Below are 12,125 nucleotides of genomic sequence, written 5' to 3' on the forward strand. Positions count from 1 at the left end.
CGTTCACAGCGGCAGTTCGGCGAACCACGTCTTGAATTTCGCCGCGGTGATGCCGAATCCGGAACTCGGGTTGCTGTCGGTGAGGGTCACCGTGGCGAACAGCAGGTAGCTCGACCGGGCCGGATCGTCGTCGAAGTCGACGACCAGATAGCCGTCCGGAAATCCGCTGGCCTTCTCCTGCCAGCGGTAGGTCGAATACGACTTGCCGCCGTTGCGTTCGGTCGCGGCCGTGTTCGACGGCAGGTCCCGCACCGCGGCCTGAGCGTCCTGCGGCGACTTGAAGCCGATGAGGACGTAATCGGGCTCGGCGATCGGCGTGCCCCAGCAATTCCAGGCCTTCGCCCAGTTCGGGAAGTCGGGTACGCCATTGGCACTGGATACCTTGCCGCCCGGCTTGGCGGTGCCGAGGAAACAGGTCTTACCGCGATAACCGGGACCGGAGCCGATGTCGTATTTCGTATCGACGCCCTGTGGCAGCAGTTCCGGGAACGCTTTGGCGAGCTTGTCCGCATCGGAGGGTCCTGCGGGCGTCGTGGTGCCGAAGTCCAGCGGCGACGCGGAATCCGAGAATCCGATCTTCGCGACGACGATGCCTGCCCCGACCAGCAGCGCCACGATCACCAGAACGATCGTCACGATCAGGCCGGTGTTGGAACGGCCTTGCGACGGATGGCCGGGCGGCTGGTACGGCGGATAACCGATCGGCGGCGGAGTCGGGGCGGAAAGTGGCGGCGCGGCGGGATAACTCGGCTGGGGAGTCGCCGCGACGTAGCCGTTGGACGCCGGGAAGTGCTGTCCGCCGGTCGGGTTCGGGTGGTACTGCGGCGGCGCGGTGTAGCCAGGGGTGGATGCCGTGGGAACGTAGGTCGGCTGACTCGCCTCGGGCCCGGGGTAGGCCGGTTGCGCGAGGACGGTGGGTGCGGGCTGCGGCTGGTACTGCGCGGCCACCACCGTCGGAGCGGGCTCGGTGAGCGCGCGCCGTGCGGCGGAGGCGAATTCGACGCAGGAGGCATATCGGTCGTCGGGCCGCTTCGCCATGGCCCTCGCGATCACCGCGTCGAGCGCGGGCGACAGACCGGCGCGCCGGGCCGCGACGGAGGGGGCAGGCAACTGGAGGTGTCCGCGGATGATGTCGGCCGGGGCGGGGGCGTCGAAGGGGGCGATGCCGGTCAGCAACCAATACAGCGCGCAGGCCAGTGAGTACTGATCGGAGCGGTGGTCCAGGTGCGCACCGGTCATCTGCTCGGGCGAGGCGTAGGCGAGCGTCGCGGTGAACATGCCGGTCTGGGTCAGGTGGGTGGAGTCCTCGCGCAGCCGGGCGATGCCGAAATCGGTTAAGAAGACCCGCTCGCCCTGGCCGCCCACCGCACGCGCCAGCATGATGTTCGCGGGCTTCACGTCCCGGTGCAGCACGCCCATCCCGTGCGCGTAATCCAGTGCGGACGCGACGCCCTCGATGATCTGCACGGCCCGCTCCGGCGGCAGGCCCTGCGGGTTCACCGTCGCCGCGTCGACCCCGTCGACGTACTGCATGGAGATCCACAGCTGCTCGTCCTCGGTGCCGCGGTCGTACACCGCGACGATGTTCGGATGGTCCAGCTGCGCCGCCAGGTCCGCTTCCCGCTCGAACCGGGCCCGGACCTCCGCGTCGGTGAACAACTCCCGGTTGAGCAGTTTGAGCGCGGTCTGCCGCGGCAGCCTGGGGTGCCGGGCGAGATACACCGATCCCATGCCGCCCTGGCCGAGCATCCTCTCGATGGTGAACCCGGCGAACACCGCACCGCTGTTGAGCAACACGCCCCCTTCAGGTGACCGCAGCGGCCGGACAACACGTCCGGGCGCTTTCCTACCGATCCTGGAGCCTACCGGGTGACGCCGTGGCCACGGAGTTTCGAATTCTCCGGGAAGATCGGCAAAACTATGGTCGAGACATCGTGCCGTCGACGCCGCCGCGCGCCGCGGCGATGTCTCTCGCCCGGTCACCGGCCGGACGAGCCCGATGAGCTATTTTGCACCGCCGATATACAGTGTGACCGCGTCACCGGTGGTGGGGAGGACTCGGTGGTGAGGTCGACGAGATCCGCTTCGACGTGCCGTGCCGCGCTGCGCGCCGGAGCGATGGTGGTGCTGCTCACACTGACCTCGTGCACTCTGTTTCCCGCCGATCGGGCCGCCACCGACACCCCCGCCGTGGTCGTCGACACAGCGGGAGCCTGGCGGCCGAACCTCGCGGTGTCCGTACCGGACTCACTGGCCGCCGACTTCACCCAGTTGCAGCCGCAGCTGGGCGGACAGGTCGGCATGGCGATCATCCCCGTGGGTGGTGGCCGGATGACCGTCTTCGGCGACTGGGTCAGCGGCATCGCGTGGTCGACCATCAAGGTGCCGCTCGCGATCGCGGCGCTGCGGCACGACTCCCAGGAAGAGATCCTGCACGAGGTGGAGGCCGCCATCACCTGGTCGGACAACGACGCGGCCGAGGCGCTGTGGCAATCGCTCGGCGACGGGCTGGAAGCGGCCAAGGCGGTCCAGGACGTGATCGACGAGGCGGGCGACGCCACGACCGGGGTGGCGGGCCCGCGAACCACCCTGGACTACACCTCCTTCGGCGGCACCGAATGGACGCTGGCCAACCAGGCCCGCTTCGCCTCCCGGCTGCCCTGCCTGCCCGAGTCTTTCCACGTCACCGAGCTGATGACGGAGATCACTCCCGAGCAAGCGTGGGGTCTGGGCGTCTTGGAGGGCACGGCCTTCAAAGGCGGCTGGGGTCCGGACGATGCGACCGGCATCTACACCGTCCGCCAGTTCGGGCTGGTCCCGGTCCGCAACGGCGTGATCGCCGTGGCCATGGCGGCGACGGCCGATTCCGGCAGCTTCGACGACTCCACCACCATCCTGAGCCGGATGGCGCGGATGCTCGGTCGTCATCTCGGCGAACTGCGCGGCGGGTCCTGCCCGCCGCTGTGAGTCCGGCTCAACCCGGCGTGACCAGGCCGGTCTCATAGGCCAGGACCACCGCTTGCGCCCGGTCCCGCAAATTCAGTTTCGCGAAGACCTTGGAGACGTGGGTTTTCACGGTCTGCTCGGCCACGAACAGGGCTTCGGCGATCTCGGAGTTCGACATGCCTTTCGCGATCAGTTCGAGCACTTCCCGCTCACGGGGAGTCAGCGCGGACAGTTGCGGCGCAGGCTTGGCGCGGGCCGCGCTGCGGCGGCGGGTGACGTCGGCGATCAGTCTGCGGGTGACCGTGGGCGCGAGCAACGCCTGACCGTCGGCGACCACGCGCACCGCGCGCACCAGTTCCTCGGCGGGCGCGTCCTTGAGCAGGAACCCGCTGGCGCCGAGGCCGAGCGCCTCGTAGACGTAGTCGTCGATGTCGAAGGTGGTGAGCATCAGTACGCGCACCGGCGGATCGAACCCGGCCGCCAGGATGGCGCGAGCCGCGTCCAGCCCGTTCATCTCCGGCATGCGCACGTCCATCAGCACGACATCCGGGCGCAGCCGCTTCGCTTCGGCCACCGCGATCTTCCCGTCGGCCGCGTCACCCACCACACTGATATCCGGCTGCGCTGCCAGCAACGCCCCGAACCCCTGCCGGACCATCGCCTGGTCGTCGGCGATCAACACCGTAATTGCCACCCGCTCACCCTAATTGCCCCGCACCTCCGCCCGGCGCGCCCGCTCGCCCACCAGGCTGCCGTCCGCGACGGCAGGGCACCGCAGCGTGCCATCGACCGATCGCTGTGCCGCGGGCTCGCCTACCCCACCGCACCGCACCGGCACGGCCAGGGTTTCCGCGACACGTGACCGTCGACAACGCCTCCCATCGGCGCCGATCGGAGTCCGCGTACGCTCCGCGGCCGTGGTCCACGCATTCAACGTCCTGGCCCCTGCGCGGACACCACGGCATCGACATCGGCGGCAGCGGCTTCGGGCGCGGTGATCGGGAAGCGCGCGTGGACTCCGAAACCACCGTCCGCACGCGGCCCCGCCGTGACTTCACCGCCGACGGCGAGGGCTCGCGCCTGCATGCCCGCGATGCCGTGGCCGCCGTTGCCGACCGGCCGGGCGGGCGTTGCTCCCGGCCCGTTCTCGACGTCGAGCAGCAGTTCCGCGCCGCGTGCGATGCGCACCTGGACCGGCGCGCCCGGCGCGTGCCGGGAAGCGTTGGACAGTGATTCCTGGACGACGCGATAGAGGGCGAGTCCGGTGGTCTCCGCGATCGTGTCCAGCGCGCCGTCGACCGTCCACTCGATGTGCACGCCCGCGCGCCGCGCGCCCTCGAACAGGGTGATCACGTCTGCCGCCTTCGGCTGGGGCGCGTGCTCCGGCAACTGGCCGTCGCTGCGCAGAACGCCGAGCATGCCACGGATCTCGTTGAGCGCTTCGCGTGCCGTCGCGCCGATGGACTCGAACTCGGCGCGAGCGTCCGGGGTGACGCCCTCGACCCGGTACGGCGCGGTCTGCGCCTGCACCACCACCAGGGACATGTGGTGGGCCACGACGTCGTGCAGATCGCGGGCGATGCGAGCCTTCTCCTCCAGGATGGCCCGGCGGGCCCGCTCGAGCTCGTTGGCCTCCTCCTGACGCACCAGCTGCCGTCGCGACAACGCCAGCCAGCGGATCAGCAGGCCGAACAGCACCAGCGCGGCCAGCGCGATCGGCCAGCCCCACGCGGCGTTCGCGAACGCCTCCCCTTCGCCGGGCATGGTGGTGGCGAACAGCAGGGCCGTCGCCGCCCACGCCACCGCCACGATCTGCCCCGGGGCGCGCACCGCCACCGCGAGCAGCAGTAGCAGCAGGCACAGCAAGTGGACGACCTGGAACGGCAGGTCGTTGTTCGGTTGATGCGGGATCGCCAGCGCGATCACCAGCGCGGAGCCCGCCGAGATCGACCAGCCCAGCGCCGGGTTGATCCGGACCAGCAGCACCGGGAACGCGGCGAGTGCGGCGATGAACGGCTGCACCGCGGTGGGGACCGCGTGGGTCAGGTGCAAGGTCGGCCATGCCACCGTGTACCAGATCAGCGCGACCAGCACCGTGCCCAGGTCGAACCAGGTCCGCGCGTCCAGCCGTCGCGTCCAGGCGCGACTTTCTCCGTTCATGCCTACGACACTAGGAACTCCGGGTTCACCGCGGCCTCATACCCACGGGTGATTTCCGGCCCGATACCCTGGTGGGAGATCGGGCGGCGACTCCCTCGGCGGCACGGCACGGGAAACGTCCCCGGGCGTGAGGCGGTTGCCGGAAGCGGTTCCCTAACGTCGTCGCCATGAGCACACCGACCAGCGCCGGGCGCGAGACCCGGTCCGCATCGGCCGTAGGAGCCCGAATCCATTCCGCCGCATCCTCTTCGGTCACCGCCCATACGCGACGCTACGCGGCGCTCACCGCGACGGCGTTGACCGCTGTGGCGGCGACGGTGTTACTCGCCCCCGCCCCGCGGGCCGCCGCGACGGCCGCGCCGATCGAGAGCGCGCAGGCGAGCGCCGCCGTCGCCGAACTGGCCGCAGGCGGCCCCGAGGCGCTGACCGCGATCCCGGCGGACTTCGTCGCGTTTTCCGGCTACCGGCCGAGCACGATGGACGGTCTGCTGGTCAACCCGCGCGGCGACTGCTCTTCTCCGGTGACGCTGCCCGCCGAATTCGATACCGCGTGCAAAGCCCATGACCTCGGCTACGACTTGCTGCGTTATGCCGACCGGCGCGGCGAACCGCTGGGCCCGTGGGCGCGCCAGGCCCTCGACGCGACGCTGGACCGGCAGATGCACCAAGCCTGCGCCACCCGCGTCGACTCGTTCTCCCGCGCCCGCTGCGACGCGATGGCATCGATCGCGAACACCGCCGTCGATCTGAACTCGCGACGGCAGGACTACGGCGCGCCCGTGGCCGAACCCCTGCTCGGCGCCGCGGCTGCCGATCCGACGGCGGCCCCGCAGCTGCTCGGCGTGCTCGGCGCCGGAATCACCGGGTTGACGGCGGTTCTCGTCGTACGCAACCGACGGCGTGCCCCCGCGCCCGCGTCGAATCCGTCGTACGCCACGGGCGCGGTACTGCCATGACCTCGTCCGTCCTGGGGTTCCCGGGTCGCCGCCCGTGGGTCGCCATCGGGGTCCGCCGGGTCGTGCCGCCACGGATCGGCACGACGCTCGGCATCGGCACCGGCGTGCTGGCCTCGCTCGCACCCGGACTGCTTCCGCGCACGCCGAGCACGCAAGCCGTGTTGACCGGGCTCCTCGCGGCGCTCATCCTCGGCGTGGCAGGGTTGTCGCGAATCATTTTGCGACGTTGGGGCTTCGACATCAACCAGCGGCAGGCATGGCTGCGGCTGCCATTGCTGATCGCGACGTCGGTGCTGGTGGTGGGCGCTACGGCGAACGCGGGGCACTGGCAGAACCGGCTGCGCGCCGCGATGGACACACCGTCGATCGGCCCGGGCTACTGGGTGCGGTGGGCGCTCGGCGCGGCCTTGATCATCGGGGTGTTCGTCGGCGCCACCCGCTCGATCGCCTGGGCGGCCGGAAGAATGGGCTTGGCCCGGGGCGTCTCGCTTGCTACCGTCGCGGCGGTTCTGCTGTATCTCGCCGGCGTGCCCGCGATGATCGGATGGCGGGAGTCGGTGTACGCGCGGGCCAACGCCGAGCTGGATCCCACTCTGGTGCGACCGGTGTCGCACTCCGGATCGGGCAGCGCCGAGTCCGCGGTGAGCTGGACATCGCTGGGTGCCGAAGGGCGGAAGTTCATCAGCGATCCCTCGGTCCGAGCCGTGCGGGTCTACATCGGGGTGGCCTCGGCGCCCGACCTGGACACTCGCGTCGCGCTGGCGATCCGGGAACTGGAGCGCTCGGGCGGCTTCACGCGCTCCCACTTGGTGGTCACGGTGCCAACCGGATCGGGCTGGATCGACGCGAACGCCGTGGCGGGCTTCGATCAACGCTTCGACGGCGACGTGGCGCTGGTCGGGCTGCAGTACTCCTACCTCCCGAGCTGGGCGACGTTCGTGTTCGGCCGAGACGCCGCGGTCACCGCCGCACGCACGCTGTTCACCGCCGTGGAACGCCACATCCAGGGATTGGCGCACCCGCCGAAGCTCTACCTGTACGGGCAGAGCCTCGGGGCCTTCGGCGGCAATGCCGTCTTCGCCGACGACGCCGAGCAGGACGGCCGGACCTGCGCGGCGCTGTGGGCCGGACCTCCGGCCAACCGCATCCACCGCGGCGGCGCGAGGGTGCTGGCCAACACCTCCGACCCGGTGATTCACTGGTCGCTCGCGCAGCTGTGGCGCGCACCCGATCTCACCGGGGCCCGCGTCGACGCTCCGGTTCCGCAGTGGCTTCCGGTGATCAGCTTCGCGCAGACGACCGCCGATCTGCTCGGCGCATTGGACGCCCCGCCGGGCCACGGCCACCGCTACGGGACCGATCAGGGCACCGCCATGGGTTCCTGCTGAGCCGTGCGGCGCGGCGCCCGCACGGCAAGCTCTAGAACATGTTCTAATTTCTGCATGGCCTTCGTCATCGACCTCGCCGCCGACATCGACGCCCCCGCCGAACTGGTGTGGCAGGTGATCACCGACTTCTCCCGCTACGGCGAGTGGAATCCCTTCGTCGCGGAGTGCCGCAGTTCACTGGTGCCCGGCGAGCCGATCGATATGCTTGTCCGGGTCTCCGGCTCGAGCCCACGCAAGCAGCGGGAATGGATCCGTTCGCACACGCCGGGCCGGGAGCTGAGCTACTCGATGAAACCGGTGCCCCCGGGCGCGCTGCACAGCCTGCGCTCACACACGGTGACGCCACTGCCGGACGATCGCACCCGCTACGAGTCGCACTTCGAACTCGGCGGATGGCTGCATCCCGTAGTCGTCGCGCTGCTCGGCAAGAACCTGCGGCGCGGTTTCGAGGGCATGACCGACGGCATCCAGAAGCAGGCCGAATCGCTGCGCGCTTCCTGAGCGCAGCGAAGGACTGCTCGCGTTGGTGAGCATGCCGAAGCCCCCGATTCGTCTCGCCCGCACTGCGATCTCGCGGAGCCGCTCGCTTCCGCACAATCCGTGCGGCGATCGAGCGGCTCCGGCGAAGAACGTCAGGCGATCGGGCCGCGGGCGGCTTCGTAAGCCGCGCCCACCCGGTAGAGGCGGTCGTCGGCGAGGGCGGGAGCCATGATTTGGAGGCCGACGGGCATGCCGTCGTCCTTGCTCAGACCGGAGGGGACCGACATCGCGGGATGGCCCGCCAGGTTGGTCGGCAGCGTGCACAGGTCCGACAGGTACATGGCCAGCGGATCGTCGACCTTCTCGCCCAGCTTCCACGGAGTGAACGGGCTGGTCGGCGAGACGAGCACGTCGACCCGCTCGTAGGCCTGGTCGAAGTCGCGGGCGATCAGGGTGCGCACCTTGAGCGCCTGGCCGTAGTAGGCGTCGTAGTAGCCCGCCGACAGCGCGTAGGTGCCGATCATGATGCGCCGCTTGACCTCCGGGCCGAACCCGGCCGCGCGCGTGGCCGCCATGACCTGCTCGGCGCTGTGCTGTCCGTCGTCGGCGACGCGCAGGCCGTAGCGCATGGCGTCGAACCGCGCGAGGTTGGACGACACTTCCGACGGCATCACCAGGTAGTAGGACGACAGCGCGTATTCGAAGTGCGGGCAGGACACTTCGACCACCTCGGCGCCGAGATCCTTCAGCACCGCGACAGCGGCGTCGAAGGAGGCGAGCACGCCGGGCTGGTAGCTGTCGGAGTGCAGCTCCTTCACCACACCGACCTTGACGCCGCGCAGATCGCCCTGCGCTCCCGCGCGAGCGGCGGCCACCACCGGCGGCACCGGCACGTCACGCGAGGTGGAGTCGCGCGGGTCGTATCCGGCGATCACCTCGTGCAGCAGCGCGGTGTCCAGCACCGTCCGGCCGCACGGACCGCCCTGGTCCAGCGACGACGCGCACGCGACCAGGCCGAAGCGCGACACCGTGCCGTAGGTCGGCTTGGTGCCGACGGTCGCGGTGACGGCCGCGGGCTGGCGGATCGATCCGCCGGTGTCGGTGCCGATGGCCAGCGGCGCCTGGTTCGAGGCCAGCGCCGCCGCGGAACCGCCGCCGGAACCGCCGGGGACGCGAGTGGTGTCCCAGGGGTTGCGGGTCGGGCCGTAGGCGGAGTTCTCGGTGGAGGACCCCATGGCGAACTCGTCCATGTTGGTCTTGCCGAGGATCGGGATGCCCGCCTCGCGCAGCCGCGTGGTGACCGTCGCGTCGTAGGGCGAGACCCAGCCCTCGAGGATCTTCGACGCACAGGTGGTCGGCATGTCCGTGGTGGTGAAGACGTCCTTGAGCGCCAAGGGAACTCCGGCCAGCGGCGAGGCGGGCGCGGCGCCCGCACCGATCGCGGCGTCCACCGCGGCCGCGGCCTCGAGCGCCCGCTCCCCCGCGACGTGCAGGAAGGCGTGGTACTCGCCGTCGACCTCGGCGATCCGGTCCAGGTGCGCCTGGGTGACCTCCACCGACGACAGCTCGCGGCTGTGGATCTTGTCGGCCAGCTCGGCCGCCGGCAGTGTGGTCAGGTCAGGCCCATTTGTCTCCCGGCCACCGCCCCCCACGGAATCGCGACGCGATGCTGCGCTCATTCGCCCTCTCCCAGGATCTGCGGCACCATGAACCGCTGCTCTTCCACCGCGGGCGCGCCGGACAGCGCCTCGCGCGGAGTCAGGCCCGGCACCACCGAGTCGGGCCGGGTCACGTTGGTCGCCGGGTTCGGCGAGGCAGTGGGCGGGACGTCGGCGGCGGCGACCTCGGAGATGGTCCGCACGTGGCTCAGGATCGAATCCAGCTGTCCGGCGAACTGATTCAGTTCGGCATCGGACAGCGCGAGCCGGGACAGCCGGGCGAGGTGTGCGACCTCGTCGCGGGAGATGGCGGGCACCGCGGGACCCCTTTCGGCTTCGGTATCAACTATCGACTGTGCTCAACCCACACAGCCTAGCCACCGGCGACCAGGTCACCATCCGGCACCCGCGCTTCGTCGGCGCGGCGGCGGGGTCGGCGCCCGGCAGGCCACGCACAACCCCTTCCGGCCCGCGACACGTCCGCTCGGACTAGTCCGACACGCCGCCTTGGCGCGAATTCGCCGAGTGGCGTGCGTCACTGGATGGTCTTCGACTCGATAACCGGCCGGAAGGGGTGTAAGTATTGCGTGACCCGGGTATTCGTTCAGAGCCTCGGCCGCCCTAAGAAAGGAAACGCACGTGTCGTATCTGCTCCGCGTGCAACTTCCGGATCGACCGGGAAGCCTCGGTGCTCTCGCTCTCGCACTCGGCTCCGTCGGCGCCGACATCCTCTCGCTGGATGTGGTCGAGCGCGGCGCCGGCTACGCCGTCGACGATCTGGTCGTCGAAGTGCCCTCCGGAGCGCTCCCCGACACCCTCATCACGGCCGCCGAATCGATCGGCGACGTGCACGTGGACTCGATCCGCCCGTACTCCGGCGTGCTCGACACCCACCGCGAACTCGAACTCATCGATCAGGTCGCCGGTGCTCGCGACGACCGGATGCAAGTGCTGGTGGACGGCGTGCCGCGGGTGCTGCGGGTGGGCTGGAGCACGATCATCGACATCGGGCCGCAGGGCGCCTACCGCGTGGTCGGCAGCCCGAGTGCGCCGCAGACACAAGCGGGTTCGGCGCCGTGGATGCCGCTGGAGAAGCCCGGCGTGCTCGATCCCGAAGCCGACTGGGTGCCGGAGATCTGGCGTGACATGGACACCAAACTGGCCGCCGCTCCGCTCGGCAACACCGGCAAGGTGCTGCTGCTCGGCCGGCCGGGCGGCCCCGACTTCCGCCCCTCCGAGGTGGCCCGGCTGGGTTACCTCGCCGGGATAGTCGCCACCGTCCTCGGCTGATCCGAAGCGGCGCTACGAGTTTCGCGCCGCAGATGAACACATTGATGGGAACTCTCGGCGCACGCCCCATTGCGAGCCCGGCACGGCGGATGCCACCTCGATCGAGTCGGTAGGGTTCCGGCCCGCCGGACTGCACGGAGCCCGACGCAGCAGCTGCCCGGCACGGCGGATGCCACCTCGATCGAGTCGGTAGGGTTCCGGCCCGCCGGACTGCACGGAGCCCGACGCAGCAGCTGCCCGGCACGGCTCAGTGCTCCTGGGGACCGGGCCGCACGGATGCGACCCGACGAAAACCTACGCGGGTTCGCCTGATGGGTCGAGCGGTAGCCGAAGCACGTGCAGCAACTCCCCCGCGCTGGTTCGCCAGTCGCGGCTCGGCACGGGGTGGAAGCCGAAGCGGTCGTATATCCGGCGGGCGTCGACCATGGCGGGCATGGTGGTGAGGGCGACCGCGGCGCGGCCTTCCGCGCGAGCCTGATCGATCACCGTGCGCACCAACGCCGTTCCCGCACCGAGGCCGCGCGCCGTCTTCGCGACGGCGAGCATACGGAACTCCAGTTCACCGGGCAGTGCGATCTCCGCGTACGGCGTGCCCGCCGGTGCGACCGTGAGCGAGCCGACGATCCGGTCCGCGTGCGTGGCGACCAGAATCCGGGCCGAGGCGGCGCGGCGGGCGGTGTCGGCCAGCTCGCCCGCGTACCAACTGCCCGCCTCCACATAGCCCTCGCCGACATAGACCTCCAGGGTCAGCTCGCCGACCGCGTCGTACTCCTCCGGCCGCGCCGCCCGGACCACGACGCCCGCGTCCCGCACATCCATACCCGGCATGATGCCATCGACCATGACGTGGGCTACGGCACGTGCCGTCCTCGTACGAAGCCGCCACTCAGCAGCGGGCGACCACTCAGCCCGGCCGGGAGATCTGCCAGCGGTCGGGCTTGCCCGCCGGATAGACGACGGTGAGCAGATCGCCGATCGCCGGCCAGGAACTCGTGTCCCAGACGAAGCGGCCGTACACGACCTTGCCGGGGACCGAAGGACCGGTCAGGTTCCCGGTGATGGTCACGAACTGCTCGCCGGGAGCTTCGGGGCGCGGGCTCACACCGGTGACGTACAGCGTCCCCTCCTCCGGGCTCGCCGGCGCATAGCCCCGCCTGCCGCGGATGGCGAAGACGATCAGCGATACCAGCACCGCGGTCAGGGTCACCAACGCGACGAACTCCAGCATGCCCCCATGCTAGGTGCGC

The 12,125-nt window shown here is 70.4% G+C and carries 12 protein-coding genes; 5 read left to right on the forward strand and 7 right to left on the reverse strand.

Features of this window, described 5'->3' with window-relative positions:
* Positions 1 to 3: 3 nt before the first annotated feature.
* Positions 4 to 1,797, reverse strand: coding sequence for a protein kinase (locus ACFU5M_RS06625; RefSeq protein WP_379044838.1), 1,794 nt, complete (start codon positions 1,795 to 1,797; stop codon positions 4 to 6).
* A 267-nt stretch (positions 1,798 to 2,064) separates the two neighbouring features.
* On the opposite strand from ACFU5M_RS06625, the gene ACFU5M_RS06630 reads away from it, so the two are divergent.
* Positions 2,065 to 2,967 (forward strand): hypothetical protein, encoded by a 903-nt coding sequence (locus ACFU5M_RS06630; protein ID WP_379044840.1) that lies wholly within the window; start codon positions 2,065 to 2,067, stop codon positions 2,965 to 2,967.
* Positions 2,968 to 2,974: 7 nt separating this feature from the next.
* Here the strand turns inward: ACFU5M_RS06630 and ACFU5M_RS06635 are convergent, their stop codons facing one another.
* Positions 2,975 to 3,640 carry a response regulator gene (locus tag ACFU5M_RS06635; RefSeq protein ID WP_379044842.1) on the reverse strand — a complete coding sequence of 222 codons (666 nt, stop codon included), beginning with the start codon at positions 3,638 to 3,640 and terminating at the stop codon, positions 2,975 to 2,977.
* Positions 3,641 to 3,876: 236 nt separating this feature from the next.
* A complete protein-coding gene (locus tag ACFU5M_RS06640; RefSeq protein WP_379044845.1) occupies positions 3,877 to 5,106 on the reverse strand; it encodes a sensor histidine kinase in 1,230 nt (409 codons plus the stop codon).
* 167 nt (positions 5,107 to 5,273) lie between these two features.
* Between ACFU5M_RS06640 and ACFU5M_RS06645 the strand changes: the two genes are divergently transcribed.
* The 3 genes from ACFU5M_RS06645 to ACFU5M_RS06655 are packed head-to-tail and all read left to right on the forward strand — an operon-like array spanning position 5,274 to position 7,951.
* The gene (locus ACFU5M_RS06645) at positions 5,274 to 6,062 is read left to right on the forward strand and encodes a hypothetical protein (protein WP_379044848.1); all 789 of its coding nucleotides are present in this window, start codon (positions 5,274 to 5,276) and stop codon (positions 6,060 to 6,062) included.
* Positions 6,059 to 7,450: an alpha/beta-hydrolase family protein gene (locus tag ACFU5M_RS06650; RefSeq protein WP_379044851.1), complete on the forward strand. Its 1,392-nt coding sequence runs from the start codon at positions 6,059 to 6,061 to the stop codon at positions 7,448 to 7,450. Before ACFU5M_RS06645 ends, ACFU5M_RS06650 begins: the two co-directional genes overlap by 4 nt.
* Before the next feature lie 54 nt (positions 7,451 to 7,504).
* On the forward strand, positions 7,505 to 7,951 hold the full coding sequence (locus ACFU5M_RS06655; RefSeq protein WP_379044854.1) for an SRPBCC family protein: 447 nt from the start codon (positions 7,505 to 7,507) through the stop codon (positions 7,949 to 7,951).
* 131 nt (positions 7,952 to 8,082) lie between these two features.
* On the opposite strand, the gene gatA is transcribed toward ACFU5M_RS06655, so the two are convergent.
* Complete coding sequence (gene gatA, locus ACFU5M_RS06660; RefSeq protein WP_379044857.1) at positions 8,083 to 9,609, reverse strand: Asp-tRNA(Asn)/Glu-tRNA(Gln) amidotransferase subunit GatA; 1,527 nt, start codon at positions 9,607 to 9,609, stop codon at positions 8,083 to 8,085.
* Complete coding sequence (gatC, locus tag ACFU5M_RS06665) at positions 9,606 to 9,905, reverse strand: Asp-tRNA(Asn)/Glu-tRNA(Gln) amidotransferase subunit GatC (protein ID WP_379044860.1); 300 nt, start codon at positions 9,903 to 9,905, stop codon at positions 9,606 to 9,608. Before gatC ends, gatA begins: the two co-directional genes overlap by 4 nt.
* A 322-nt stretch (positions 9,906 to 10,227) precedes the next feature.
* Here gatC and ACFU5M_RS06670 point away from each other — a divergent pair, with 322 nt between their 5' ends.
* Entirely contained in the window at positions 10,228 to 10,878 is a 651-nt protein-coding gene (locus ACFU5M_RS06670) for an amino acid-binding protein (RefSeq protein ID WP_379044863.1), read from the forward strand.
* 294 nt (positions 10,879 to 11,172) lie between these two features.
* On the opposite strand, the gene ACFU5M_RS06675 is transcribed toward ACFU5M_RS06670, so the two are convergent.
* Together ACFU5M_RS06675 and ACFU5M_RS06680 are read right to left on the reverse strand one after the other, a co-directional pair.
* Positions 11,173 to 11,697: a GNAT family N-acetyltransferase gene (locus tag ACFU5M_RS06675; RefSeq protein WP_379044866.1), complete on the reverse strand. Its 525-nt coding sequence runs from the start codon at positions 11,695 to 11,697 to the stop codon at positions 11,173 to 11,175.
* A gap of 85 nt (positions 11,698 to 11,782) precedes the next feature.
* Positions 11,783 to 12,106, reverse strand: a complete 324-nt coding sequence (locus ACFU5M_RS06680) for a hypothetical protein (RefSeq protein ID WP_379044869.1) — start codon at positions 12,104 to 12,106, stop codon at positions 11,783 to 11,785.
* Positions 12,107 to 12,125 lie beyond the last annotated feature (19 nt).

The sequence above is a fragment of the Nocardia sp. NPDC057455 genome (assembly GCF_042802775.1).
Taxonomy (GTDB): Bacteria; Actinomycetota; Actinomycetes; order Mycobacteriales; family Mycobacteriaceae; genus Nocardia.